The 25,561-nt window shown below is 56.5% G+C and carries 24 protein-coding genes; 15 read left to right on the plus strand and 9 right to left on the minus strand.

Annotated elements, in window-relative coordinates:
* Window positions 1-124: 124 nt before the first annotated feature.
* The 7 genes from ACIQ0R_RS00630 to ACIQ0R_RS00660 form a co-directional block, all read right to left on the minus strand.
* Window positions 125-601 carry a type IV pilin protein gene (locus ACIQ0R_RS00630; RefSeq protein ID WP_395822662.1) on the minus strand — a complete coding sequence of 159 codons (477 nt, stop codon included), beginning with the start codon at window positions 599-601 and terminating at the stop codon, window positions 125-127.
* Between the two features lie 502 nt (window positions 602-1,103).
* On the minus strand, window positions 1,104-1,547 hold the full coding sequence (locus tag ACIQ0R_RS00635) for a type IV pilin protein (RefSeq protein ID WP_395822664.1): 444 nt from the start codon (window positions 1,545-1,547) through the stop codon (window positions 1,104-1,106).
* 34 nt (window positions 1,548-1,581) lie between these two features.
* Window positions 1,582-5,031, minus strand: a complete 3,450-nt coding sequence (locus ACIQ0R_RS00640; RefSeq protein WP_395822666.1) for a pilus assembly protein — start codon at window positions 5,029-5,031, stop codon at window positions 1,582-1,584.
* A gap of 15 nt (window positions 5,032-5,046) precedes the next feature.
* Window positions 5,047-5,553 (minus strand): PilX N-terminal domain-containing pilus assembly protein, encoded by a 507-nt coding sequence (locus ACIQ0R_RS00645; RefSeq protein WP_395822668.1) that lies wholly within the window; start codon window positions 5,551-5,553, stop codon window positions 5,047-5,049.
* Between the two features lie 122 nt (window positions 5,554-5,675).
* Window positions 5,676-6,605 carry a PilW family protein gene (locus ACIQ0R_RS00650; RefSeq protein WP_395822670.1) on the minus strand — a complete coding sequence of 310 codons (930 nt, stop codon included), beginning with the start codon at window positions 6,603-6,605 and terminating at the stop codon, window positions 5,676-5,678.
* A complete protein-coding gene (gene pilV / locus ACIQ0R_RS00655) occupies window positions 6,602-7,240 on the minus strand; it encodes a type IV pilus modification protein PilV (protein ID WP_395822716.1) in 639 nt (212 codons plus the stop codon). Before pilV ends, ACIQ0R_RS00650 begins: the two co-directional genes overlap by 4 nt.
* Window positions 7,237-7,737, minus strand: a complete 501-nt coding sequence (locus ACIQ0R_RS00660) for a GspH/FimT family protein (RefSeq protein ID WP_395822672.1) — start codon at window positions 7,735-7,737, stop codon at window positions 7,237-7,239. Before ACIQ0R_RS00660 ends, pilV begins: the two co-directional genes overlap by 4 nt.
* Window positions 7,738-8,274: 537 nt before the next feature.
* Between ACIQ0R_RS00660 and ACIQ0R_RS00665 the strand changes: the two genes are divergently transcribed.
* The 15 genes from ACIQ0R_RS00665 (at window position 8,275) to gloA (ending at window position 23,453) form a co-directional block, all read left to right on the plus strand.
* Window positions 8,275-8,625 (plus strand): hypothetical protein, encoded by a 351-nt coding sequence (locus ACIQ0R_RS00665; protein ID WP_395822674.1) that lies wholly within the window; start codon window positions 8,275-8,277, stop codon window positions 8,623-8,625.
* A gap of 30 nt (window positions 8,626-8,655) precedes the next feature.
* A complete protein-coding gene (gene miaB / locus ACIQ0R_RS00670; RefSeq protein ID WP_395822718.1) occupies window positions 8,656-9,996 on the plus strand; it encodes a tRNA (N6-isopentenyl adenosine(37)-C2)-methylthiotransferase MiaB in 1,341 nt (446 codons plus the stop codon).
* Window positions 9,997-10,120: 124 nt separating this feature from the next.
* Window positions 10,121-11,278, plus strand: a complete 1,158-nt coding sequence (locus ACIQ0R_RS00675; RefSeq protein WP_395822676.1) for a PhoH family protein — start codon at window positions 10,121-10,123, stop codon at window positions 11,276-11,278.
* On the plus strand, window positions 11,262-11,762 hold the full coding sequence (ybeY, locus tag ACIQ0R_RS00680; RefSeq protein ID WP_395822678.1) for an rRNA maturation RNase YbeY: 501 nt from the start codon (window positions 11,262-11,264) through the stop codon (window positions 11,760-11,762). Before ACIQ0R_RS00675 ends, ybeY begins: the two co-directional genes overlap by 17 nt.
* A 666-nt stretch (window positions 11,763-12,428) precedes the next feature.
* A complete protein-coding gene (locus ACIQ0R_RS00685) occupies window positions 12,429-13,025 on the plus strand; it encodes a cytochrome b/b6 domain-containing protein (RefSeq protein WP_395822720.1) in 597 nt (198 codons plus the stop codon).
* 9 nt (window positions 13,026-13,034) lie between these two features.
* A complete protein-coding gene (locus ACIQ0R_RS00690) occupies window positions 13,035-13,814 on the plus strand; it encodes a molybdopterin-dependent oxidoreductase (RefSeq protein WP_395822680.1) in 780 nt (259 codons plus the stop codon).
* Between the two features lie 175 nt (window positions 13,815-13,989).
* Window positions 13,990-14,241 (plus strand): pentapeptide MXKDX repeat protein, encoded by a 252-nt coding sequence (locus tag ACIQ0R_RS00695; RefSeq protein WP_395822682.1) that lies wholly within the window; start codon window positions 13,990-13,992, stop codon window positions 14,239-14,241.
* 177 nt (window positions 14,242-14,418) lie between these two features.
* The gene (locus ACIQ0R_RS00700; RefSeq protein ID WP_395822684.1) at window positions 14,419-15,300 is read left to right on the plus strand and encodes an HlyC/CorC family transporter; all 882 of its coding nucleotides are present in this window, start codon (window positions 14,419-14,421) and stop codon (window positions 15,298-15,300) included.
* A gap of 74 nt (window positions 15,301-15,374) precedes the next feature.
* Window positions 15,375-16,964, plus strand: a complete 1,590-nt coding sequence (gene lnt / locus ACIQ0R_RS00705) for an apolipoprotein N-acyltransferase (protein ID WP_395822686.1) — start codon at window positions 15,375-15,377, stop codon at window positions 16,962-16,964.
* 178 nt (window positions 16,965-17,142) lie between these two features.
* The gene (gene glyQ / locus ACIQ0R_RS00710) at window positions 17,143-18,123 is read left to right on the plus strand and encodes a glycine--tRNA ligase subunit alpha (protein WP_395822688.1); all 981 of its coding nucleotides are present in this window, start codon (window positions 17,143-17,145) and stop codon (window positions 18,121-18,123) included.
* 11 nt (window positions 18,124-18,134) lie between these two features.
* On the plus strand, window positions 18,135-20,240 hold the full coding sequence (glyS, locus tag ACIQ0R_RS00715) for a glycine--tRNA ligase subunit beta (protein ID WP_395822690.1): 2,106 nt from the start codon (window positions 18,135-18,137) through the stop codon (window positions 20,238-20,240).
* 17 nt (window positions 20,241-20,257) lie between these two features.
* Window positions 20,258-20,815, plus strand: coding sequence for a D-glycero-beta-D-manno-heptose 1,7-bisphosphate 7-phosphatase (gmhB, locus tag ACIQ0R_RS00720; RefSeq protein WP_395822692.1), 558 nt, complete (start codon window positions 20,258-20,260; stop codon window positions 20,813-20,815).
* A 264-nt stretch (window positions 20,816-21,079) separates the two neighbouring features.
* Window positions 21,080-21,817 carry a lysophospholipid acyltransferase family protein gene (locus ACIQ0R_RS00725; RefSeq protein ID WP_395822694.1) on the plus strand — a complete coding sequence of 246 codons (738 nt, stop codon included), beginning with the start codon at window positions 21,080-21,082 and terminating at the stop codon, window positions 21,815-21,817.
* Window positions 21,818-21,906: 89 nt separating this feature from the next.
* Complete coding sequence (locus tag ACIQ0R_RS00730) at window positions 21,907-22,782, plus strand: M48 family metallopeptidase (protein ID WP_395822722.1); 876 nt, start codon at window positions 21,907-21,909, stop codon at window positions 22,780-22,782.
* 260 nt (window positions 22,783-23,042) lie between these two features.
* On the plus strand, window positions 23,043-23,453 hold the full coding sequence (gloA, locus tag ACIQ0R_RS00735; RefSeq protein WP_395822724.1) for a lactoylglutathione lyase: 411 nt from the start codon (window positions 23,043-23,045) through the stop codon (window positions 23,451-23,453).
* A 15-nt stretch (window positions 23,454-23,468) separates the two neighbouring features.
* Here gloA and rsmA read toward each other — a convergent pair whose 3' ends face one another.
* Both rsmA and pdxA read right to left on the minus strand, forming a co-directional pair.
* Window positions 23,469-24,251, minus strand: a complete 783-nt coding sequence (gene rsmA, locus ACIQ0R_RS00740; protein WP_395822696.1) for a 16S rRNA (adenine(1518)-N(6)/adenine(1519)-N(6))-dimethyltransferase RsmA — start codon at window positions 24,249-24,251, stop codon at window positions 23,469-23,471.
* A gap of 221 nt (window positions 24,252-24,472) precedes the next feature.
* On the minus strand, window positions 24,473-25,540 hold the full coding sequence (gene pdxA, locus ACIQ0R_RS00745) for a 4-hydroxythreonine-4-phosphate dehydrogenase PdxA (protein ID WP_395822698.1): 1,068 nt from the start codon (window positions 25,538-25,540) through the stop codon (window positions 24,473-24,475).
* Window positions 25,541-25,561 lie beyond the last annotated feature (21 nt).

Below are 25,561 nucleotides of genomic sequence, written 5' to 3' on the forward strand. Positions count from 1 at the left end.
GCATTCGACGCTTGGCTATCGTTCACCCTGCCAGTATTTAGATGACTGGCTCACTGAGCAACATCAGGAAAAACAGGCGGCATAAAAGCCACCTGTTGGAAGACGAAAAATCGAGGGAAGCTCATTAGCACGTCATGCCTCTTCTGGTGACCCAGCATGCATAGCTCGCACCACCCCATACCGGTCCTGCAGTCGATGTCTGAACGTTGGCGTCGGTTATCGAGAAAACAAAGCCGGTAGTCACACTGGTGGAACCCGTTGCAACGATGGTGTAGGTCGTCGCCGTCGGCACCGGGTTACAGGTAATCGTAAAATTTTTCAGGCTGGCGTTCAGCGAAGGTAGGCTGGCGGCATCACATGGCGATGGAATAGTCGCGGAGGTGACATACGTCCGGTTATCTTGATAATACTGCTCCATGTTGGCCCTGGTCGCCGACAATGCATTGGTCGCCTCGACGAGCTTGCCTCGCAGCACGTAATCACTGTAATTAGGCAGAGCAACCGCCGCCAGAATAGCGACGATTGCCACCACAATCATCATCTCAATGAGGGTGAAACCGGATTGCCCGCGTGCTGCTGGTTGAACTGCTTTGGCGTGCATATAAATGCCTCATATCTATTGAATCTATCTGTGCAACTAGAGAATCAAGGACCCAATGAACGGCAAAATCAGCACACGGTGTGCATGGTGATCGGTTCGCCTGCCAACACCAGCCCAACCGAGCGGCATTCATTCACGCAGCAGCAGTTGTTGCCGTTACTTCATTATAGAATTCCAATTTACACAAAGAAATGAGACGAGCTCCCGCCTGTCCCCACGCTTATACCGTCCATCGAAATTACATGCAAAAAGACACTTTTACGGGTCTTGATGGGATTGGATTGCAGCAAACAAAGCGCATAGGAAGTGACCGCGGCAAGTGCCGCTTGCGCCGATCGACATGCTGTCATCTCCCGCGCAATCCTAAATTAGCAACAATATTGAGGGCACTGATCGTCGTTATGACGTTGCATAACGAGAAGAAGAAGAAGCCAATCTCAGGTCTTCAGCAGTGAGCCCGAGATTGACCAAGTCGCATGTTGCCAAATCGATTCGATAATCGTCAGCGCCCGGCCCAACAATCCGCCGCAGACGCCGTCGGCGCCTTGCCGCCCGTGGCGTCCCTTTTACCGGTGCCGTCCAATGTGAAGGTTCCGCACTTGTCGTTGGTCTGCGGGGCCGCGGTAAGCACGAAGAAAGTGCTGGTGGTCTTGTCCTTGTCGATGCCGTATACATACTTTGTGCCGCCATCGGCAACCGCCGGCAGCGTCAGAAGAGTACCGTTGGGCTGCAGATAACTGCTGTTGACCGTGTACTGCTGCTGCATCCAGTTGGCGTGCTTGAGCAGCGTCGCCATCGCCTGAGCGCGGTAGCCGCGCTGCACGTATTGGGTGTAGCTGGGGATGGCGACGGATGCCAGGATGGCGACCACCACGACCACCACCATGACCTCAATCAACGTGAAGCCGCGCTGGACCGGCATCGATAATGTATTGCTATTTCTCATGACATCCTCTGGATTCGAACCGCTTTGTAATGGATCAGTTTGGCTTGATCGACAACTGTCGCCAGCGCCGCACCGCTACCCCTGTCGCGGAATATTGCTGACAATTTATTTTTCCATCCGAACCGACCGTATTGATGCAGCTCGGCTGGCTCGGATCGGGATTAGGGATGGGGCTTGCAGAACCTACCGTGCCTGGAATTTCGGCTGAACTCAAGTTGGTATTGGCTGGAACGCCGTCGACGAATAAATGAAATTTTTCCGAATAAGAACCGCTCAGGAAATTCGCCCCGAGCACTTGCGACGAGCCGCCGCCGGCGCATGGATCTACCGTGTTCGGCGTCAGTGATGTATTGAGCAAAATCACGTCGTTCAATATCTGCAATGTGCCAACCGTCCGTTCGCCGCTGGACAGATAATCGATATACCAGCCACGCTTGGTTCCCCACGCTACCGGATTGCTGGTCAGCGTGCGGTCGAGCGATTTGCCTGCGGCCGAATAGACGTTCGCCAAGGTTTGCACCTGTAGCTGGCCACGGCCGCCGACAGCGCCCTCGCCCGGCTTGTCCCAAATGCCATACAAGCTCTGGGTGTTGGTGTTGCCGAGGTCTGCTGCCTCAAAGTATTTACCGGTGCCGAAGATCACCATCTGCCCGCCCAACGGATGCTGGGCGATCACCGGAGTTTGCACGATCGGCTGCGGATTGGCCGCGCCGCTGCCGTCTTTCGCAGTAAACAACACACTGCCGGTCCATTGCGCGGTATTGGTGGCATTGCTCAAATCGAATTTCCAGAGATCGCCTTGTAAATCGCCGGCATAGGCAGCGACCAGTTGACGCGATGCATTAAACAGCAATGCCGGCGCCGACAAGCCGTTAGGCGCGGCCAGGCTACCGACGCCGGTGTCGATTTTCTTAATCAAGGCGCCGCTCTGGATATCGACCAGATATAGCACCGCGTGGCCGCTGCCGCTGTTGTACCCGTTGCCGAAAATCGCCGCCCAGCGATTATTCGCCAGCAACACCACTGCCGGTGCGCCCAGCACATTACCCATGTCGGCATCGCTGGCGGCATTGTTGTACTCCCACAGAACACTACTCTCCCCGAGCGATTCCGGAACCGTCACATCGATCGCAAAGACGCTTTGCGCGCCGGCGCCGGTGCTACCTAATAAGATGTTTTTCCACTTACCGTTAAGATAGGCGTCGCCCTCGGCCAATGGGCCGTCGACAAAATAATGATGGCCGTAATTGAGATCGCTCAGGGTTTTCAGATTCGGATAAACGCTGTTTGGTATGAACCCGAATTTTTCAACGCCGCTGGTATCGAAGCCGTGCAACATGCCGTCATTCGCGCCCACATAGATCATGCCGTTGCGGGCCGCCTTGGTGGCCAGAAAAGCGGTGTAAGTGTTACCGCCGGCGACGCTGGCTGGCAAGGCCGCATAGCCGAAATCATTTTTCTGGACATATAGCGGATTCGAGTTGACGATGTCGCCAAGCTTGTTCTGGCGATAGCGGAATACGCCTGCGCCGCCGCCATCGGCGGCCTTTTCCATGGTTGCGCTGCCTTTCAGATAATCGACCACATTTGGCGATACCAACGCCGTCTGCTGCGCAGCGGTCAGATTATTCCAGGTAAACGCTTTTGCGCTGCTGGCGCCGGCAGACCAGGTAACGATGTTACGTTTTGTATAGTCTGGCAACAGGTTCGCCGCATCCCATTTTGGCGTCTCGCCAAAGCTGCCATCGGCTTTCATCTGATAAGCAACCAGGTGGCCGGTCCAACCGCCCGAGTCAAAACTCGGAACATACGAGACCGCATTCGATGCGCCTGGCACCACGCCGCCCGGTACCGCAACGCTGCCGCCGGAACCGGTGGCTTTGCCGATTTCCGCCAGAATGCTGTTAAGGCCGTCTTGCAGACTCTTGGGATTTTTTGCGCTGAAATAGCTGCCATGGCCATTCACCGCGGCGTGCCACAAGTCGTCAATCGCTTCCGCGGAATCCGCTTCCGGCACCGGCCAGGTACGACTGCCGCTTTTAATTTCAGCATAATGGCCGCTGCTTGCGGTCTTGTAGTCGGGCTGGTAGTCGAGCGTGCCGTTGGCGCCTAAGCCGATGGTATGCGTGGTCATGTGCTGCCAGGTGGCCGGATCGGTTGAGGTCGCTGCAATTTTACCGACGGTGCCGCCATTGCCGGCGCGCACCCCGATGTCATTGATCCAATACAGCATCGCGGTATCTGCCAATGAATTCGCATACGATGTTTTTCCCTCATAAAAAGGCGCAGGGAAAGGGGTATTCGGCGTCAACGCGGTGCCGGATACCGGATCATAAGAAATCGGCGCAGGCAAGGCCGGGACTTTACTGTCCTGATTGCCGATCGAATTTGGCACCGCCCCGTTCCAATAACCGTCGGTTGCAAGAATCGTATAGTTTGCCTGGCATTTCAACTGGATCGGATCGGGGGTCGATTCAGCGGCGCCGGTCATGCCGTTGCCCATGTAATACTGGCCGACCTGGTTCAACGCATTAATCAACGGTGTGCCGCCGCTGGGATTGATCGCATACAGCTTGGCGTACCAGGCCGCTTTTTGGTTGGCATTGAAAATCGATAACGGGACAAAATTGGCAGCGCTGTTATTAGTGTTGCCGTTGTTATCGTTGATGGTTGCAAAGCCTACGCGGAAGCGGTCGTTAATGCCGGAAAAAGCGATCCCGAGCGAGGTCTTGGTCAGCAGAATACGGGTTCGATAATACGAAAACCAATTCGCGAAATTCTGAATTTCTTCAGCATAGGTGCAACTCGACGCTGCTGCGCAATCGCTGCGCGATGCGGCTTTAGGGTAGCTGGCTCTGCTCGCCAGAATATCGACCCGCTTGTAGTAGCTATCGGTATCCTCTTCTGTGGCGCCGGTGGGCGTACCGTTTCCCACCCAGGTGTAATAGAACGCATATTGCGCCAACGTATTCTTGTTGGTCTGGCTCGACGCCTGGCAATTGGTGTTGCTGGCAAAACTCGTCGTCACGTACAGCGGCAGTGTATATGTCGTGCTGTAGTAACAGAGCGCGTCTATGTTATTCGGCAGCGTCTTGGTGGGTGCCAGGTATGGATCAATCACGGTCTTGCCGGTACTGGCATTGCCCATTGATGTACCGTTATCCTTCACCCCAGGTAAATAGGTGGTCGCCGGATTGTAATAAATCTGATTCCAGTCACTGGAATAGTACGAACGCTGGGTCTTGGCGGCATTGAATTCGGCTGTGGCTTCAGTGCCGGTTACGGTACCCCAAACCATGCTGCCGGAATTATCCAGCATGTACATGATGTTGGGCGGCGGCGGTACCGGCAAAAACAGCGGCGACTGCGCTATTTCGGCCAGCGCCACGCCTGACACGGCGGCCATCCCCAGACAGGCACAATGCGCTGCCAGCTTGACCAGGCGGCCAGACAACAACGGTCGCAATACGGTTGTACTCAACATGGAATTTCCCTGGTATCAGATTTTGAAATAGCTTTGCAGCATGACTTTTGCATTCGCTGTTGCAAACGCCGTGTCAACGCCAAACGCCGTGATCCGATAGACCTTGACGCTCAAATCCCGCTTGGGTTGGGTCACCCCCAATGCAATGGTGTCGCTGACGTCTTCGATGATGCATTGCGCGGCACCGTTGGATAGCGACAATGTGACCGTTGTCGGCGCCGTTGCCGGCCAGGTATCCCAGACATTGCCGTTGGCGCTCGCCGGCGTAAGCATGTTGGCGACAGGCTTCTCGGGATCGCCAGGCTTCTGCGCGATCTTGTTTTTTTGCGCGCCTATTTCACAATGGCGCAAACCCTTTTCCGCGGCCTGGAAAGCCAATTGCTGATTACGCGAATTGGCCGCCATCTTTTCATCCAGCGTCACATTACGGATCGCTACGGCGCCAATCAGCATCATCAGAACCAGAAAAATCAACACCATCGGCAGCGCAATGCCGGATTGCGGAAATTTTGTATATGCCATAAATATGTACGCTAAATATGTTCAATAAAATATGCTCAATAAAATATGTTCAATAAATAGTCTGTTGACGTTCAGTTGAACCCATTAAACAGCTTGATCAAGTCAAGCAATCAATTTCTCCATCAGTTGCTCAAACTGGCGGTAGCGTTATTACGCAAGGTGAACACGCGTGTCATCGTGGTGTGCAGCAGGCGGTCGGTGGCAACGGTTGGCGTGCTGGCATTGCACTTGTAATAGCTTTGACCGGCAGCAGCAGTCACCACATTGTTCGCACTGTGCAGCTCCAGACAAACCGTCACCGTGACCACGCGATCCCAGCCGACCTTGTTATTTCCGTTGATGGCATCGGTGGCGCCGGCTTCCGCGGCGTCCGTCGTCGATTTCATTGGCGCATAGCGATTCCCGGTATCGATGCCGTAAGTCAATACCATGTTGTCGACGTTGCTGAGGATCGGCTGCGGCGTGGCAGACCCGGCATAGCCTTTGCAATACAAGGTTTTGGTTGCGCTATCGAGATAAAAGCTGTTGATGACGACTCCGCCTTGGGTGCTGGTGGCATTGAAGGCCTTGGTCCCGCTGCAATCCGTGCCGGCGCCGCTGATGTTGGTGGCATCGGAATAAGGCTCGCTGGTATAGGCCACCGTGAATGCCGATGGCCCGCTAATGCTCGACGGCGCTGGAACCGGTGCGGCGGCGCAGGTTGGTATCGCAGCGACAGGTGTCGCAAAGCCATAGCTGCATCCCGTCAGCCCCTTCAACTTGCTCAATTCAATCGGACTTTGCGGCGGAAAATCGGTAGTGTTACCGGTCTGCATATGGCCGAATCCAGCCTGCATCAGGTTGCGCCCGATCAGCGACAACGCATAACGACCGTCTTCCTGTATCCGTGCATTGTCATCATTGAGGCGCACACTGGCGCGGCTGTTGAAATATAAGCTGCTGAGGAACAACAACAGGATCAGGCCGATAGTCACCGACACCATCAACTCAATCAGCGTGAAACCATCTGTATGGCGGCGCTGAGCGCCCTTGCGCACGAGCGTAATCGTCATGGCATCACCGTCGTCTTGAAGCAGCGCATCTGACTCTGAACCACGTCGGCAGAAAACACCGAAGAGTCGCAATCGGCGGCCATTGCGCTGGCGAGCGCCCGGTCCGGCTCGTTGTAATACACGGTCACGGTAATGCCCTGGTTGGGACCCGGCGTCGGATCGTAGGCCGATACGCTGCCCCAGCCTCCTGCCAAAGCCCGGCTAAGGGCAAGCCGCCATTCATAAATATCCTTTTTCACGATGTCTTGCGGCGTGGCGCAAGCCACGCCGGGGTTAATTGTGCACGACGGCACATCCGTCGGCGGCGTTGCCGAATATTTATCAGACGTTGCATAACTCACCGCGCCGCCGCCCACCGTGGTGGTGATTGAGGTTGCGTTGGCACGCACGCGGTCAGCCATGTCGGCTCCAAGCTGGCTGCCCAGAGAACGGAAATGCGCCACTTTCTGATATTTCAATGCCGCCATCTGCAAACCCGCCAGCCCCAGCAATGCAAACGCGGTGATGGTGATCGAAATTAATACTTCAATCATGCCGACGCCACGCTGGTGCCGTTTGGCAGGCTTGGCAGCGGCGCATTTCCTGTTCAAAAAAACCATATTTCTTATACCTCCGCTATGTCTGAGCGAAATCATGCCGGACACACGTCGGCACCGGCCGGTAACGTACTGATCCGTCCGCTTGGTGAAAAACAGACCTTGCGCAGAAAATTATTATTGAATGTGAACGTAAAAGCGCCTGGCGGTGCCGGCCAAGGCGCACCGCTGGCGGCATAGGTAATTGCCGTCGCGGCCGATGCCGCGGCGATGCTGGTACCGGCAGCGAAAGCGCCCTGACGGGCCAGAATTTGGTGACCGGCGGTATTCGGCGAATCCGCTGCAGTTCCAACATAAATCAGCCAGCCGCTGGACCAGTCGCTGCTGCGTTGATCACAGGAATCCGAACCGGTTTCGGCACCGGAACTACGGCATATAGTCACCGCCCCGGCACGCTGAATTGCCTCCGAACGCGCCAACATGGTGGCAGCAATGAATTCATTGACGTTACCGGACAAGCGGGTTTGGTTAATGAAATTGCCCACCGAAGGGAGCGCAACCGCGGCCAGTATGGCCGCCACGAGTATGGTAATCATCAACTCGATTGTTGTGACCCCTTTGCTCGAAGGCAAACCCAAACGCGCGCGATATTGCATTAAAAGCAATTAAACATCAAATTTACCGCTTTGCACGTGACATCCCCCCCGGAAAATGCTGATTCAACGAGCTCTTATTATATAATTCACGTTGCCATTAAGAAATGATTCTCAACTCCATTCATCGCCGTTCTGGCGCCGCTCATCTGTAACAAATTGTAAGAATGCAACATATATTCGTTATTTGTGCATGCGCACCTCGTTGAGGCGTGCCGCGGGCGCGCATCGTGAACACTGCCACCGAAATGCTATAATCCGCGCTTGCCGCACATCGGCTGCAAGTTGCCCGAAAAGCCTGCCGGGGCAGCTGCTGCAAGCGAAACATATGGTCAACGTCCGGCAATCTCGACTTCCTTATTACTGGTTTTCTTTGATACAGAATCTTTGATTCAGAGTCTTTGATGCACAGTCTTTGATACAGAGTCCTTATTCAACGTCATGCCGCGATATGCATGATTTTCATCTGATGGAGTAGTGATGTCGGCAACCATGCGGCCAGTCCGCCTGTTCATGATTTTCTCGCTGGCAGCGCTGGCAATCTCCGCAATGGCGATAGAGCGGACTTTCCCGGCCTTGACCTTGCGCGGCAAACTGGCCATCACCAGCTATCCGAGCGTGACGATCAACGGTAATACCTTGCGTCTCTCACCCGGCTCGCGGATCTGGAATACCAGCCAACTGACGCAGATTCCCAGCTCGCTTGGCAGCGACACCTATCTGGTGAACTACACGCTCAATCCGCAGGGCGATGTCGATCGGGTCTGGATCCTGACCCCTGACGAAGCCAGCCAGAAGGTCGAGACGCAACGCAACAGTAACAAGCAGTAATCAGAATAAAGAGCAGTCATGGAAAAAACGATGCAAAAGAAAGTATTCATCAAGACCTTCGGTTGTCAGATGAACGAGTACGACTCGGACAAGATGGCCGATGTGCTCAACGCGTCGGATGGGCTGGTAAAAACCGACCGCCCGGAAGACGCCGACGTGATCCTTCTGAATACGTGCTCGGTGCGCGAGAAAGCGCAGGAGAAAGTATTCTCCGACCTTGGTCGCCTGCGCGAACTCAAGCGCAACAACCCCGATCTGCTGATCGGCGTCGGTGGCTGCGTGGCGTCGCAAGAAGGCGCAGCCATCGTCAAACGTGCACCTTATGTCGATATGGTGTTTGGTCCGCAGACGCTGCACCGGCTGCCGGAGATGATCAGCCAACGCCGTTCCAGCGGCCATTCTCAGGTCGACATCAGCTTCCCCGAAATCGAAAAATTCGATCACATGCCGCCGGCCAAGGCAGAAGGTGCGACAGCGTACGTCTCGATCATGGAAGGCTGTAGCAAATATTGCAGTTATTGTGTGGTGCCCTATACGCGTGGGGAAGAAGTCTCGCGCCGCTTTGAGGACGTGCTGACCGAAGTAGCCGGGCTGGCCGAGCAAGGCGTCAAAGAAATCACGCTGCTGGGGCAGAACGTCAACGCCTTCCGCGGCCAGATGGGAGATGGCGAGATCGCCGACTTTGCGCTGCTGATCGAATACATCGCAGACATCCCGGGCATCGAGCGCATCCGCTTTGTCACCAGCCATCCGAAAGAATTCACGCAGCGCCTGATCGATACCTACGCCAAAGTACCAAAGCTGGTCGATCATCTCTATCTGCCGGCGCAGCATGGTTCGGATCGCATCTTGTCGGCCATGAAACGCGGCTACACCGTGCTGGAATACAAATCGGTGATCCGCCGCCTGCGCCAGGTACGCCCCAACATCACGATTTCGAGCGACTTCATCGTCGGCTTCCCGGGCGAAACCGACGCCGATTTCGAGGCCTTGATGAAACTGATCACCGATATCGGCTACGACAATAGTTTCAGCTTCCTCTTCAGCCCACGCCCGGGCACACCGGCCGCTAACTTACAGGACGACACGCCGCACGAAGTCAAACTGAAGCGACTGCAACATTTACAGGCTGTGATCGAGGAAAATATCGGCAAAATCAGTGCCGCGATGGTCGGTAGTGTGCAACGGATTCTGGTGGAAGGGCCGTCCAAGAAAAACCCGTCCGAACTGCAAGGCCGCACCGAGAACAACCGCGTGGTCAATATCGATGGCGGGCCCAATGGCGCGCGGCTGATCGGCCAGTTGATCGACGTCAGGATCACTGACACCTACACCTATACATTACGCGGCGAAATCGTGCTGGCAGAATGATGTCATGATGTCCGGCCGACTGCGCCGGACAAGCGAAGAAAAAGACGAACAGACGAACAGACGAACAGACGAACAGACGAACAGACGAACAGACGAACAGACAACCAGATAAGCACAGCACAGCTTGAAAACCAAAACTCCTACCCAGCCACATTATTTTATCCCGCAACCGCTCGACAATACGCGGTTGGCGCATCTATGCGGACCGCTGGATGAAAACCTGCGGCAGATTTCCGCGGCGCTGGATGTCTCGATTTTCCGTCGCGGCGATAAGTTCATTGCTGCCGGCAGCAATGCCGAACGCGCAGTGCAAATCCTCGACCAGTTTTACGCAATCGCCAACAAGGTGATTTCAGTCGACGAAATCCAGCTGGCGCTGGTCGAGCAGCGCGCCATGTTGGGGGTCGGAAAAAAACCCAAAGCGCTCAAGACAAACGACAGCCAGTCTGAGGCCGCCTCGCCCATCGATCCGGCCGAGGCCGACCTGACCGAGACCGATATCGAAAGCCCGGTTCTCAAGATCCGCCGCAGCGACCTGCGCGGCCGCACGCCGCACCAGAGCCAGTACATACGCTCGATCCTGGAGCACGACGTCACGCTTGGCATCGGCCCGGCCGGTACCGGCAAGACCTACCTGGCGGTGGCTTGTGCGGTCGACGCGCTGGAGCACGATGCGGTAAAGCGCATCGTGCTGACCAGGCCGGCCGTCGAAGCCGGCGAAAGGCTGGGCTTTCTGCCGGGCGACCTGGCGCAAAAAGTCGATCCCTATCTGCGCCCTTTGTATGACGCGCTGCACGATTTGCTGGGTTTCGACCGGACTCAGAAAATGTTTGAGAAGCAGGCAATTGAAATCGCACCGCTGGCTTATATGCGCGGTCGTACGCTGAACCATGCATTCATCATTCTGGACGAAGCGCAAAACACCACGCCGGAACAGATGAAGATGTTCCTGACCCGGATCGGCTTCGGCAGCAAGGCCGTGGTTACAGGCGACGTCACCCAGATCGACCTGCAGCGCGGCCAGAAAAGCGGCCTGATCGATGCCATGAACATCCTCAAGGATGTGCGCGGCATCGCCTTTACCCGATTCAACAGCAGCGACGTGGTGCGTCATCCGCTGGTGGCGCGCATTGTCGACGCATATGAAACAGCATCGCAGGCGGCACCGGCGGCTTCCACGCATGGCGTGATCGACGCCGCCACACCGCCGACCAAACTCGCCGCGCCGGTCCTGACCGGCATTACCAAGACAGCTCGCAGCCGCCATGCCGCAAAAAAATAAACTCTCGTTATCGGTCCAATATCCCGATCCACGCCTCAAAGATATCGTCACACGGCGGCAATTGCGGCGTTGGGTCCAGGCCGCGCTGCTGGCGCCGGCAGAGCTGACCTTGCGCTTTGTCGATACCGACGAAGGCCGCAGCCTGAACCGCGACTATCGCGGCAAGGACTACGCCACCAATGTGCTGACCTTTGCCTATTCGGCAGATCAGTATCAGAGTCAGGATCAGGATTTCAGTGCAGGCCAGAGCGAAGATGACGGCATCACCCGGGCCGATATCATTTTCTGTACCGACGTGCTGGAGCGCGAAGCAGTGGAGCAGCGCAAGTCGGTGGAGCAACACACAGCGCATCTGGTCGTGCATGGTGTGCTGCATGCGCAAGGCTACGACCATGAGGACGATGCAGAAGCCGCCGAAATGGAAAACCTGGAAATTGAGATATTAGAGGCGCTGGGCTGGCCCAATCCTTACGCAGACAGATAAACATCCTGTCACCCCTGCCCGATAAAAACCTGCCACTGCTATCCTCGCATCCTTACATTCGGCTAACAGCAATACGTTATCCGGCAGGTAAGAGCCCACCTCATCGTGCCTGCTCGCGGCAGGCGCCCCCTCCTCCGGCAACAACCAGAAATCGTTTCACTGCCCTGCTCGGTATCGGCGTCGTCAGATTCTCACAGGGCCGCCACTGCACAGAGTTGTTTAAGATGACCAGCAGCAGCATTCAAGTCGGGGCCAAACGGCATGGCAGCAATTACGCTATCTGTCGCCTTTGCTCCAGCGACACGACCTGACGATTGAATTAAAAATCCCCCGCACTGACTTTATATTAAGAATAGCCACGCACAGCATAACCAGCTGGCGACAGCTAGCTGAGGGCATGCTCAGATTTAGCTGTATTTTTATTACCAAAATAAAATTACTTATCGCCCGGAATGTGGCATTTCTTATAATTAATTGCTTTTATGTTATGTACAATCTTCAAATGCGCGCTACAAATAAGTTTATGATAAACTCATGTAATGAATCGGCTTGGTGCGCGACTAAGCACCATGAAAAGGTCATTGCTAAGCCAACGGTGCCAATGTTGAAGTCAACCATGCTGCGCATATTGACAACCACACTCCTTACACAGGCGGCCTAAATGTCATCTATCGTCGAAAAAAGATCGTCCATCCGATCTGGCTACGCGTCACGCACTGGCTCAACGCACTGGCTGTGATTATCATGATCCTTAGTGGCTGGCGCATCTACAACGCATCGCCGATTTTTCCGTTCCGCATCCCCAATGAATGGACGCTCGGCGGCTGGCTTGGCGGTGCGTTGCAGTGGCACTTTGCAGCGATGTGGCTGCTGTTTTTTAACGGTCTGATTTATCTGCTGTTGAATGCCGGAAGCGGCCGCCTGTGGAAGAAATTTTTTCCGTTAAGGCCGGTCGATGTCGCCACCGACATGCTCAAGGCGCTCACCGGAAAACTGCAGCATCAGGCGCTGGATAAATACAACGCCGTGCAAAAGCTGGCATATGTCTCGGTCATTCTGGATTTGATACTGCTGTTGGTGTCCGGCCTGGCGATCTGGAAATCAGTACAGTTTCCATTGCTGCGCGAGTTGCTGGGCGGCTTCGACAATGCGCGCGTCGTGCACTTCTGCGCGATGGCCTTTCTGGTCGCATTCATGGTAGTGCACATCGTCATGGTGGCCCTAGTGCCACGCACGCTGCTGGCCATGCTACGCGGCCGTTGAGGAAAAATCATGATCAAGAAAAGCCTTCACGTACCGTCGCAACTCGACGCCGAATCAATCCTCAAAGATGCACGCCGCGAATTGGCGCTGCCGTCACGCCGCCTGTTCGCCAAACGCGCGCTCACCTTGGGCGGCCTGTCGCTGCTGACCGGCTGCAATATCACCGACCAGGCCTCGGTCAATCGGCTGCTTGAGCGCATCTCGCGAATCAACGACGGCGTTCAGGGCTGGCTGTTCGATCCTAAACGGCTGGCACCGACTTATACCCAGGCAGAGATGACTCGACCGTTTCCGTTCAACGCGTTCTACGGCATTGACGAAGTGCCGGAAATCGATGCTGCCGACTATCAACTGGAGATCAGCGGACTGGTCAGCAACAAGCGTCCCTGGAGACTCGAACAATTGCACAAGCTGCCACAGAACGAACAAATTACCCGCCATATCTGCGTGGAAGGATGGAGCGCCATCGGCCGTTGGGGCGGCGTGCCGTTTTCCTATTTTCTGCAACAAATCGGTGCCGACCTGAGCGCCAAATACATCGCATTCAAATGTGGCGACGATTACCACACCAGCATCGACATGCCGACTGCCCTGCATCCGCAAACCCAGCTCACCCTGACCTATGACGGCGAAATCCTGCCGGCCAAATACGGCTTCCCAATGAAGCTGCGGATGCCGACCAAGCTCGGTTACAAGAATCCGAAACACATCGTATCTATAGAAGTAACAAACAAGTACCCCGGCGGTTACTGGGAAGACCAAGGGTACAACTGGTTCGGCGGTTCCTGAAGGCTGGCTTTGCAACCTACTGCTCGACTCAATCTCGGGACTAAGATGCTCACCGCACCTGCGTACGGTTGCGCTTCTCTTGCCGACCTTGAGCCGCTCGCTACGGTTGCAAAGCCAGCCGACTTGCCTGCTGAGTTCTAACGGCGCTTTTGCCACTTTTAACTGGAGATTTAAAATGAAGAAAAGCCTCACAATCCTGTTGGTTACCGGCCTGATGATGACTGCTGGCGGCGCTTTCGCCCAAGATACGATGTCCAAAGATGCAATGTCCAAAGATGCAATGTCCAAAGACGCAATGTCCAAAGATGCAATGTCCAAAGATGCAATGTCCAAAGATGCAATGTCCAAAGATGCAATGTCCAAAGATGCAATGTCCAAAGATGCAATGGGCAAGGACGGTATGGCTAAAGATGAAATGAAGAAATAATTATCTTTATTGCAAAAAAAGCGGGCGCTGCTAACTAGCAGTGCCCGCTTTTTTCATGTTGGAATGCGCGCATCGAACTACAATATGACGCACCAGAGATCGGCGTTTCGTCGTCCTGTCACATATTTGTTGTATCCTATTGCTTCCTCAACAATGTACCCCCAAGGCTAACGCCATATGCCAGAGCACCCTAGTAGCGTCAAATCATTTGACGCTAAACCACACCGGTCACTATTCGAACGCCTGACCGCACTAATTTCCCCTGAACCTGAAAATCGCGCCGAGCTGCTCGACGTGCTGCAAGATGCGCACGAGCGCAATCTGATCGATGCCGATGCGCTGTCGATGATCGAAGGCGTGTTTCAGGTTTCCGATCTGTCTGCCCGCGACATCATGATTCCGCGTTCGCAAATGGACATGATCGACGTCACCAAGCCGATCGAGGACTGGATGCCGGAAGTCCTCTCGACCGCTCACTCGCGCTTTCCTGCTGTCGATGGCGAACGCGACAAGGTAATCGGCATCCTGCTCGCCAAGGATTTGCTGCGCTATTACGCCGAAGATTCGTTCGATGTGCGGGACATGCTGCGCCCGGCGGTATTCATCCCTGAATCGAAGCGACTCAACGTGCTGCTGCGCGACTTCCGCGCCAACCGCAATCACATGGCTATCGTGGTCGACGAATACGGCGGCGTGGCCGGCCTGATCACGATTGAAGACGTGCTCGAACAGATCGTCGGCGACATCGAGGACGAATACGATTTCGACGAAGAAGAAGACAACATCCTGGCCATCCGCGACGGCGATCACGGCGGCCGTTGGCGCGTCAAGGCACTGACCGAGATCGAGCAGTTCAACGACACGCTTGAGACGGCACTGGTTGATGAAGATGTCGATACCATCGGCGGCTTAGTCGCCAATCATCTGGGCCGCGTGCCGCGCAAGGGTGGCGAATTCACAATCGACAATGTACGCTTTGAAGTACTGCGCGCCGACGCTCGCCAGGTCCATGTCTTGCTGGTTGAAAAACTGCAGGATGCAGCGCCGGAAGAGTCCTGACTCAGTACCCGCTTTGGGAAGCCTCCAGGCTTCCCAAAGCGCAGCAAAAAACCAATCTTGCCACTCCCCCGCCTATGCATTTTCGCCAGATCCGCCTTCCAAGACTGTCCTTGCTGCTGCCGCTGGCGGCCCTGACCGGCGCCATTAATGTGTTCGCCTTCGCACCTTACGGCCTGTGGCCGCTGCAACCGCTGACCTTAGCATTGCTGATCGTCTGCATTAACCGCGTCGACAGCGTCAAAAAAGCCGCGCTGGCGGGCTGGGCCTACTGCTTCGGCTGGGTCGCGCACGGGGTTTACTGGATTTACATTTCTCTGCACGATTACGGCGGCCTGCCGGGCTGGTTGTCAGCACTTGCAGTGGCGCTGCTGGCGCTGGCGATGGCGCTTTACACAGCCTTGAGCGCCGCACTAGCGCTGTGGCTCAAGCGCCGCTGGGCCGCCTCGTCGCTGCTGCTGGCACTGGCGATCTTCCCGGCCCTGTGGGGCCTGACCGAATGGCTGCGCGGCTGGCTGTTCAGCGGTTTCCCATGGCTGATTTCTGGCTATGCCCACACTGGCAGTCCATTGGCCGGTTTCGCGCCGCTGGTCGGGGTGTATGGCATCGGCAGCATTGCGGCAGTCATCGCCGGCTGCCTGGCATTGCTGCCGCAGCGCCGCTGGCCGGCGATCGTCGTATTACTGACCCTTTGCGCCGGCTTCGGACTGTCTCGGATCGACTGGACCGTACCAAGCGGCCAGCCGATCTCGGTACGCCTGTTGCAAGGTAACGTAGCGCAAGAAGAAAAATTCGACGGCACCAAGATCGACAGCAGCCTGCGCCTGTATGCCGACATGATCCGCGCCGCGCCGGCTGACCTGGTCGCCACCCCGGAAACCGCGATACCGATTCTGCAGACCCAACTGCCGCCCGATTTCCCTGCCGCGCTGGCAGCCTTCTCGCAGCAAAGCGGCAGCCATATCGCGTTGGGTATTCCATACATCGACGGCCCCAACCGCTATGCCAACAGCGTCATCGGGATTGCCCCGCAGGGCAACAGCGCCAGCCACCCCGGATTTCGCTACGATAAGCAGCATCTGGTGCCGTTCGGCGAATTCGTACCGTTCGGCTTTCGCTGGTTTGTCGACATGATGCACATTCCGCTCGGCGACTTCACCCCCGGCGCGCCGGTGCAGGCTCCGTTCGCGGTAAAAGACCAGTGGGTGCTGCCCAACATCTGCTACGAAGATTTGTTCGGCGAAGAGATCGCCCGGCAATTGGCGGCCACGATGGCTTCCGGCACGCCGACAGCGACTATGTTGCTGAACATGTCGAATATCGCCTGGTTCGGCGATACCATAGCGCTGGCACAGCATTTGCAAATTTCACAAATGCGCAGCCTGGAAACCAGACGCCCGATGCTGCGGGCGACCAACACCGGCACGACAGCGGCAATCGATCCGCACGGCAATGTCAGCGCGCAACTGCCGCCCTATATCCGCGGTACGCTGGCGACGACGGTGCAAGGCTATAGCGGCAGCACGCCGTATATCCTGTTCGGCAACCGCTTGTTGCTGGCCGCCGCGCTGTTGATGCTGTTGGGCAGTTGGTGCTGGAGTTGCTGGCGGAGTCGGCGCCGCCAGGCATTGCGCTCAGGATCGCGCTCAAGCGCGGCATCAAGCTAAGCCCCAAGCTCAACCTTGAGCAAGACACCAAGCCCGGCCGAGCTACATAAAGCAAGCAAAACCCGCTAAAATCGTGGCTTTTGGCGCGCTCCTCTTTGCGCCCCATGTTTCGCTACTTAATTGGCTGGATATTTAGCGATACCAACCGGCACTTTGCCGCATAGAAAAGCAACAAACGATGCTGACATTCCAACAAATCATTCTCAAATTGCAAGATTATTGGGATGCACAGGGCTGCGCCCTGCTGCAACCCTACGACATGGAAGTCGGCGCCGGCACCTCGCACACCGCGACCTTCCTGCGCGCCATCGGCCCAGAGCCTTGGCGCGCCGCCTATGTGCAGCCGTCGCGCCGTCCGAAGGACGGCCGCTACGGCGAAAATCCTAACCGCCTGCAGCACTACTATCAATACCAAGTCGTGCTCAAGCCGGCGCCGGAAAACATCCTCGACCTGTATCTCGGCTCGCTCGAAGCGCTCGGGCTCGATCTCAAACGCAATGACGTGCGTTTTGTCGAAGATGACTGGGAAAATCCTACTCTGGGTGCCTGGGGCCTGGGCTGGGAAGTCTGGCTCAACGGCATGGAAGTAACCCAGTTCACTTATTTCCAGCAAGTCGGCGGCCTCGATTGCAAGCCGGTGCTGGGCGAGATCACCTACGGCATCGAGCGGCTGGCGATGTATTTGCAGGGCGTGGGAAATGTCTACGACCTGGTCTGGACCGAGTGGGTCGAACATGGCGTCAAAAAAACCTTGCGGTATGGCGACGTTTTCCACCAGAACGAAGTCGAACAATCGACCTACAATTTCGAATACGCCAACACCGAATTCCTGTTCCCCTTGTTCGGCAACTACGAAGCCGAGGCCAAACGCCTGCTGGCGGTGCCGCTAGCGCTGCCAGCCTATGAAATGGTATTGAAAGCGGCGCACACCTTCAATCTGCTGGATGCGCGCGGCGCGATCTCGGTCACCGAGCGGGCGGCCTACATGGGCCGCATCCGCAACCTGTCGCGGGCGGTGGCGCAAGCCTATTACGACTCGCGGGCCAAGCTCGGCTTCCCGATGTGGGAAATCACGCCGGACAATGCCGATCTGTTACTGAAAGAATTTGGAGATGAATACATGGCGGCAGTAGCGCAGCGCGCAGGGGGAGCAGCATGAAGGAGATGCTTTTGAGTCAGACCCTGTTAATCGAAATTTTCACTGAAGAACTGCCGCCGAAAGCGCTGGCAAAACTCGGCGACGCCTTTGCCAGCGCTATTTTCAGCGGCTTGAAAGCGCACGACTTCCTCGATGACGGCGCACTCGCCACCGCATTTGCCACCCCGCGCCGCCTGGCCGTTGCCATCAGCAATGTGCGCGCCACCTCGCCCGACAAGACCATGCGCGAAAAAGTGCTGCCGGTCTCAGTAGCACTGGATGCTGAAGGCAAGGCAACTGCGCCGCTGGTGAAGAAACTGGCGGCACTGGCAGCACAAACCGGCGCTGCGGTGATCACCCCGAGCGACCTGGAACGTGCAGCCGACGGTAAAAATGAGAGCCTGTTCTATCGCTACACTGCCAAAGGCGTGGCGCTGCAACACGGCCTGCAGACGGTACTGGAAGATACCGTTGCCATGCTGCCGATCCCCAAGGTCATGAGTTACCAACGTCAGCATGGTCACGCGGCCGGCCAGACCGTGCGCTTTGTGCGCCCGGCGCACCGCCTGCTGGCGCTGCATGGCGAACACATCTTGCCGCTCACCTTGCTCGGACTGGATGCCGATCGCCTCACTGAGGGCCATCGTTTCCTGTCACAAGGCGAAATCGCGATTACCGATGCCGACAGCTATGCGGCGACGCTGGCTGATGCCGGCAAGGTTATCGCCAGTTTCACCGAGCGCAAGGAAAAGATCCGTGGCGCACTGCTGGAAACCGCCGCCGACCAGGTATTGATGCCCGAAGCGCTGCTCGATGAAGTCGCCGCGCTGGTCGAATGGCCGGTGGTGTACACCTGTAAATTCGAAGACGAATTCCTCAGCGTACCGCAGGAATGTCTGATCCTGACGATGCAGACCAACCAGAAATATTTTGCGTTGACCGACAACGCCGGCAAGTTGCGCTCGCGCTTTCTGATCGTGTCCAACCTGGCCACCGACGCGCGACAATACATCATCGAAGGCAACGAGCGCGTGGTGCGCCCGCGCCTGTCGGACGCTAAATTTTTCTTTGAACAAGACAAGAAAAAGAAGTTGGCTGAGCGCGTGCCGCTGCTGGCCAACGTGGTCTATCACAACAAACTCGGCGACCAGTTGCAGCGTACCGAACGCGTCAAGGCATTGGCGGTGGTCATCGCCAAGCTGCTCGGCGGCGACGTTGCGCTGGCCGAACGCGGCGCCCTGTTGGCCAAGGCTGATCTATTGACTGACATGGTCGGTGAGTTCCCTGAGTTGCAAGGCATCATGGGCAACTATTACGCGCGTCACGATGGCGAAGCCGATGAAGTCGCGCAAGCCGTCTCAGAACATTACCAGCCGCGCTTCGCCGGCGATGCCTTGCCGGCTACCGGCACCGGCACCGCGGTGGCGCTGGCTGACAAACTGGAAACCCTGATCGGCATCTGGGGCATCGGCCTGCAGCCGACCGGCGACAAGGACCCGTTTGCGCTGCGCCGCCATGCGTTGGGCATCCTGCGCATGCTGCTGGAAAAACGCCTGCCGGTGGCGCTGTCGCAGTTGCTGGCGAACGCCGCCCGGCAATTCGCCGGTAATCCCAACTTCAAGGATCCGGGCAGCGATGTATTGCCGTTCCTGTATGACCGCCTGCGCGGATTGCTGCGCGAGCGCGGTTATGCGCAGAACGAAATCGAAGCGGTGGTTGCACAGCAACCGGACCGTCTCGATAACATCATCGAACGCCTTGATGCGGTGCAAGCATTTGCCGCGCTGCCGGAAGCCGAAGCACTGGCAGCCGCCAACAAGCGCATCACCAACATCCTGAAGAAAACTGAAGGCGCCGGTAGCACGGTGAGCACCGAACTGCTGCGCGACAATGCCGAACAAGCATTGTTTGCAGCGATGAATGCCATCAAGCCAGATGTCGATGCGGCATTTGCCAACGGCGATTTCAGCACTGCATTGAAAGCCCTGGCGCAGCTGCGGCAAAACGTCGACGGCTTCTTCAATGACGTCATGGTGATGGCGGGCGACGAGCAGTTGCGTAACAACCGCCTGGCGTTGCTGTCGAACCTGCACGTGATGCTGAATCAGGTCGCCGACATTTCCAAGCTGGCCGCATAACCGTATCGCGAACCCTTATGAAACTGATCATCCTCGACCGCGACGGCGTCATCAACCAGGATTCCGACGCCTTCATCAAATCTCCTGATGAATGGGTGCCAATCAAGGGTTCTCTGGAGGCTATCGCGCGCCTCAATCAGGCCGGATACCGGGTAGTGGTAGCAACCAACCAATCGGGCATTGCACGCGGACTGTTCGATATGCCGACGATGATAGCGATCCATCAAAAAATGCATGATGCCGCCCAGCAGGTCGGTGCAGAAATCGATGCGATCTTCTTTTGCCCACATGCCGCCGACGACAGTTGCGATTGCCGCAAACCCAAGCCCGGCATGTTCCACGATATCGGCAAGCGTTTCGATCTCAGCCTGCGTGGCGGCGTAGCGACCGCCGGCGATTCCCTGCGCGACCTGCAGGCTGGCTTTATCGCAGGTTGTGCGCCGTATCTGGTACTGACCGGCAAAGGTGAAAAGACCCGCGAAAAGGGCGGCCTGCCACCTAGTACGCTGGTCTATCCTGACCTGGCCGCGGTAGTTGATTTTTTATTGAGGAAACCGGTGGAATTATCGGTTTGATCGCCTTGATTTAGTCGCCTTGATTTAGTCGCCTTGATTTAGTCGCGTTGGTTTAGTCGCGTTGGTTTAGTCGCGTTGGTTTAGTCGCGTTGGTTTAGTCGCCTTGGTTTTCTGGAGTTGAGTTGAGCGCGCCGGGAAGATCATGGATCACTCTCTCAACGTCATTCCCGCGCACGCGGGAACCCCTTTTTATCAGCAACCTGCATCTGCCGCCAACGCAGCGATGACCAGGTTCTGATATGTTTAGAATTATCTGGAGCCTGAATGTCACGTTTTTTCCTGTTTCTGCGTTCGTTGCTGTTCTTCCTGTTAATGACGGTCCTGACTGTGGTCTGGTCGTTGGCATGCATCCTGTTTGCACCGTTCCCATACGCGCGCCGTTATTACCTGACTTCGCGCTGGAACGTGGCGGTGATCTGGATGGCCAAAGTCATCTGCGGCATTCGCTATCAGGTCAAGGGCATGGAGAATTTTCCTGATACGCCAGCGATTGTACTGAGCAAGCATCAGTCGGCCTGGGAAACGATTTTTCTATTACCGATGACCCCGCGCCCGCTGGTGTTCGTGTTCAAGAAATCACTCACCTACATTCCGTTTTTTGGCTGGGGCATCGCTCTGCTGCGTATGATTCCGATTGATCGCAGCAACGGCCGCGACGCCTTTGCGCAAGTGGCGGTGCAAGGTCGCAAGCGGCTGGCAGACGGCCAGTGGATCATCATGTTCCCGGAAGGCACCCGCATTCCGGTAGGCCAGAGCGGAAAATACAAGAACGGCGGGACCCGCCTCGCTGTCGAAACCAACACCCCGGTGGTGCCAATCGCGCAGAATGCGGGCGAGTGCTGGCCAAAGAATGCCTTCATCAAGCAACCCGGACTCATCACGGTCTCGATCGGCAAGCCGATTTACCCGGAAAACCTGGATAGCAGCGAATTGATGGCCAAGGTGGAAAATTGGATAGAATCGGAAATGCGGGTTATTTCACCGCATGTTTATAAAAAGTAATATTCATCTGAATCCAGCCGCCATTGAAACTATTGCATCAAAAGCCTCCGCAACCTCGCCTCGGGCCAGATGGTCGGCCCCAGGGAGAGTTGCCGCAGCAACTGGCGTTGCAACTGGATTTCTTTGTCGACGAGCGGACGCTGTTGACACCCGGCGCTGATTTGCAGCCTGCCCCGCCGGATCTGCATCCGCCGGCAATTCAGCAAAGCCCGCAAGCAGAAGTACCAACCGCGTTGGCACCGGGGAAACGCCGCCTGCAGATTGGCGAACATGTGCTCGATTACACTCTGTTGCGCTCTAAACGGCGCTCCATCGGCTTTGTGATCAGCGATGATGGCTTGCGTGTCACCGCCCCCAAATGGGTCACGCTGAACGATATCGAGCTCGCCATCCGTGAAAAAAAACGCTGGATATTAACCAAACTGGGCCAATACCGCGAGCGCTCAACCCGCCGCATGCAGCCGCAAATGCAATGGCGAGACGGCGCAACCCTGCCCTACCTCGGCCGCAGCATCACCTTGCGCATCCATGCCACCCAACGCGCCGGAATTCACTTTGATGAGGCGGCAAACCAGCTCATCGTCTGCCTGCCGGCTGATGCCGCCGAACAGCAATTGAAGGACCGGGTGTTGGGCTGGCTGCAACTGGAAGCCAAGCGCGTATTCAGCGAACGCCTGCCGCTGTATGCGGAAAAACTCGGCGTGACCTATAAATCGTTTGCGTTGTCGTCGGCCACTACCCAATGGGGCTCCTGCACCTCCGACGGCAAGATCCGGCTGAACTGGCGGTTGATGCATTTTGCCCTGCCGCTGATCGACTACGTCATCGCCCACGAACTGTCACACCTGCGCGAAATGAACCATAGCCCACGCTTCTGGGCCACCGTACAATCCATCTTCCCTGAATTTGAGACGGCCCGTAAAACCTTGCGCGACAGCGCGCAGGAAACACTGTCGGTTTTTTAGCAAATGCCTGACGGCTTTGCTGCCCGACGATGTACAGCCAATATTGCCAACACGATGTAAGATAACGCACCAGGCTGACTGCGTGGATTCGTAGCGTCGATTGATGGTTTAGATTCATGACATGGATTGTCGATCTGAATTTACGAATGCGATGCGCCACGGCGAGCTGCAAGGAGTCGCAAGAAGTCGCAATTTCGCTTGGCGATGTCGCTCAGCACAGTATTGCCCACACATTACCCTTCCCAACTTTAGAGAAAAATATACGTATCCTCCATACCATGCTGCGCGGCGGCAACCTGCAACGTTCTATCGATTTCTACACCAAGGTGCTCGGCATGAAACTGCTGCGTACCAATGACAATCCTGAATACAAGTACACGCTGGCCTTCGTCGGCTACGGCAGCAATCCGGATCATGCAGAACTTGAACTGACCTATAACTACGGCGTCGAAAACTATGAGCAAGGCACCGCTTTCGGGCATTTGGCGGTGGCGGTGGCGGATGCCTACAAAGCCTGTGCCGATGTCAAGGCACAGGGCGGCAACGTGACGCGTGAAGCTGGCCCGGTCAAAGGTGGCAGCACCGTCATCGCATTTGTCCAGGACCCGGACGGCTACAAGATCGAGCTGATTGAACGCAAAGCCGGGAATGGCGCCAGCCAGAAGTTATAACCCTGCCGCAGCGGTTTATACGTTGGCGGACCAGGCGTTCGCCAGCGCTACGAAACGCTCCATCGGCAGCGCTTCCGGCCGCGCCTGCGGATCGACGCCGGCATCGATCAATTGGCTCTCGCTGAACATGCCGGCCAGGCAATTGCGGATCACCTTGCGGCGCTGGCTGAACGCTTTCAACACCACCGCCTCCAGCGTCAGTTGATCGCATGCCAGCGGCTGGGCAATCGGAATCATCCGCACAATCGCCGACTCAACCCGCGGCGGCGGATCGAATGCGGTTGGCGGCACAACAAACAGCAACTCCATGTGGTAGCGCCATTGCAGCATGACGGATAGCCTTCCAAAGGCTTTGCTGCCGGGCTGCGCAACCATGCGCTCGACGACTTCTTTTTGCAACATGAAATGCTGGTCCTGTACCTGCGGCGCAATCTCGGTCAGGTGAAACAGCAACGGGCTGGAGATGTTGTATGGCAGGTTGCCTACCACCCGCAATTTCTTGTCGCCGGCCAGCGCGATGCTACTAAAATCAAACTTGAGTGCGTCGGCGGAATGGACATGCAGCCGTGCTGGATCAAAGTTTTTTTGCAGCCGCGCGACCAGGTCGCGGTCTAGCTCGACGACATGCAATTGCTTGAGCGATTCCAGCAACAGGCGTGTCATGGCAGCCAGACCTGGGCCGATTTCGACCATGTTGTCATCGGCTTGCGGATCAATCGCACTGATGATGTTGAAGAGGACGGTGTCGTCCGTCAGGAAATTCTGGCCGAAGCGTTTGCGAGCGATGTGTTTCGTCATTTTTTCTTTAAAATCTATTGTCCGAAATTTTTGTTGATCAGGTTTTCGGAATCATTACTTATTGCATTTTTGGCGGCGAATGCTATCGCTGCTCGGCGCCACTCATTATGCAGAAATAGCGGGCCCGCCCACTGCTCACTACGCACCATGCAGTGAAATTTGGGCAGCTTTTTTCGCGGCCTGCTGCGAAAATTACTCTGATCCGATCTCGAAAATTCAAATTAAAGCCAGCCGCGTCTGCCCGCCAGCACCATCTGCGCCGCGCTGTCGAGTGCGGCCAGCATGCTGCCGTGGTCGGCCCGGCCCAATCCCGCGGCAGCCAGGTCAAGGGCGGTGCCGTGGTCCACTGAGGTACGGATAAACGGCAGGCCCAGCGTTATGTTGATACCGTGGCCGAAGCTGGCGTATTTCAGCACCGGCAAACCCTGATCGTGATACATGGCCAACACGCAATCGGCATCGGCCAGATATTTTTGCTGGAATAAGGTGTCGGCGGGATATGGCCCGCTGACGGCAATGCCCCTTGCCTTGGCGGCGTCCAGCACCGGCGTGATAACGTCAATTTCTTCGCGGCCCAGATAACCGCCTTCGCCTGCGTGCGGGTTCAAGCCGGTGACCAGGATGCGCGGCTGCTTCAGGCCGAATTTTTTTTGCAGATCGACGTGCAGGATATCGATAGTGCGGCTCAGGCCATCAAAACTGATGGCCGCGGGTACGTCCTTCAATGCCAGATGCGTGGTCGCCAGCGCAACGCGCAACGGCGGCGTTGTCCTGTAGGTTGCCAGCATCATCACCACTTGCGGGGTAGCGCTACGTTGCGCCAGGTATTCGGTGTGGCCGGTGAACGGCACGCCGGCGTCGTTGATGGTGCTTTTCTGCAGCGGTGCGGTAACGACGCCGTCGAAAACTCCTTGCAGCGCGCCATCTATGGCGAGATCGAGAGTGCGCAATAGCGCCCGGCCGTTAAGTGCATCGAGCTGCCCGGGACGCACATGCGCATCCAATTGACAGTCAATCACGGCCACCCGGTCAGGGCCAAAATTCGGCAAGCCATTGTTACGCAGCGCTTGCTGCGACAACGCCACCAAACGAATTTGCGGGTCGATCTCGGCGGCGATCATGGCCAGAAAAGCCGCATCGCCAATCAACACGCTGTTGATATCGGCGCGACGTTCCCATGCTGCACGGATCGATACTTCCGGACCGATACCGGCCGGCTCACCGCATGTGACCGCTAGTATCGGCCGGGACCGCGCAGCAGCAGCAGCGCTTGCAAAGTGCTCAGACATTGCTCATCCCCGATAGCGGCT

This window comes from Collimonas sp., from assembly GCF_044339385.1.
Taxonomy (GTDB): Bacteria; Pseudomonadota; Gammaproteobacteria; order Burkholderiales; family Burkholderiaceae_D; genus Collimonas.

Coding starts and splice junctions, on each gene's coding strand:
- ACIQ0R_RS00660 (WP_395822672.1), bottom strand. CDS start 7,737: ATGATTACCATACTCGTGGCGGCCATACTGGCCGCGGTTGCGCTCCCT.
- ACIQ0R_RS00695 (WP_395822682.1), top strand. CDS start 13,990: ATGAAGAAAAGCCTCACAATCCTGTTGGTTACCGGCCTGATGATGACT.
- miaB (WP_395822718.1), top strand. CDS start 8,656: ATGCAAAAGAAAGTATTCATCAAGACCTTCGGTTGTCAGATGAACGAG.
- gmhB (WP_395822692.1), top strand. CDS start 20,258: ATGAAACTGATCATCCTCGACCGCGACGGCGTCATCAACCAGGATTCC.
- ACIQ0R_RS00690 (WP_395822680.1), top strand. CDS start 13,035: ATGATCAAGAAAAGCCTTCACGTACCGTCGCAACTCGACGCCGAATCA.
- ybeY (WP_395822678.1), top strand. CDS start 11,262: ATGCCGCAAAAAAATAAACTCTCGTTATCGGTCCAATATCCCGATCCA.
- ACIQ0R_RS00640 (WP_395822666.1), bottom strand. CDS start 5,031: ATGTTGAGTACAACCGTATTGCGACCGTTGTTGTCTGGCCGCCTGGTC.
- ACIQ0R_RS00635 (WP_395822664.1), bottom strand. CDS start 1,547: ATGAGAAATAGCAATACATTATCGATGCCGGTCCAGCGCGGCTTCACG.
- ACIQ0R_RS00650 (WP_395822670.1), bottom strand. CDS start 6,605: ATGACGATTACGCTCGTGCGCAAGGGCGCTCAGCGCCGCCATACAGAT.
- ACIQ0R_RS00630 (WP_395822662.1), bottom strand. CDS start 601: ATGCACGCCAAAGCAGTTCAACCAGCAGCACGCGGGCAATCCGGTTTC.
- lnt (WP_395822686.1), top strand. CDS start 15,375: ATGCATTTTCGCCAGATCCGCCTTCCAAGACTGTCCTTGCTGCTGCCG.
- glyQ (WP_395822688.1), top strand. CDS start 17,143: ATGCTGACATTCCAACAAATCATTCTCAAATTGCAAGATTATTGGGAT.
- ACIQ0R_RS00665 (WP_395822674.1), top strand. CDS start 8,275: ATGTCGGCAACCATGCGGCCAGTCCGCCTGTTCATGATTTTCTCGCTG.
- ACIQ0R_RS00700 (WP_395822684.1), top strand. CDS start 14,419: ATGCCAGAGCACCCTAGTAGCGTCAAATCATTTGACGCTAAACCACAC.
- pdxA (WP_395822698.1), bottom strand. CDS start 25,540: ATGTCTGAGCACTTTGCAAGCGCTGCTGCTGCTGCGCGGTCCCGGCCG.
- ACIQ0R_RS00645 (WP_395822668.1), bottom strand. CDS start 5,553: ATGGCATATACAAAATTTCCGCAATCCGGCATTGCGCTGCCGATGGTG.
- pilV (WP_395822716.1), bottom strand. CDS start 7,240: ATGATTTCGCTCAGACATAGCGGAGGTATAAGAAATATGGTTTTTTTG.
- rsmA (WP_395822696.1), bottom strand. CDS start 24,251: ATGACGAAACACATCGCTCGCAAACGCTTCGGCCAGAATTTCCTGACG.
- ACIQ0R_RS00725 (WP_395822694.1), top strand. CDS start 21,080: ATGTCACGTTTTTTCCTGTTTCTGCGTTCGTTGCTGTTCTTCCTGTTA.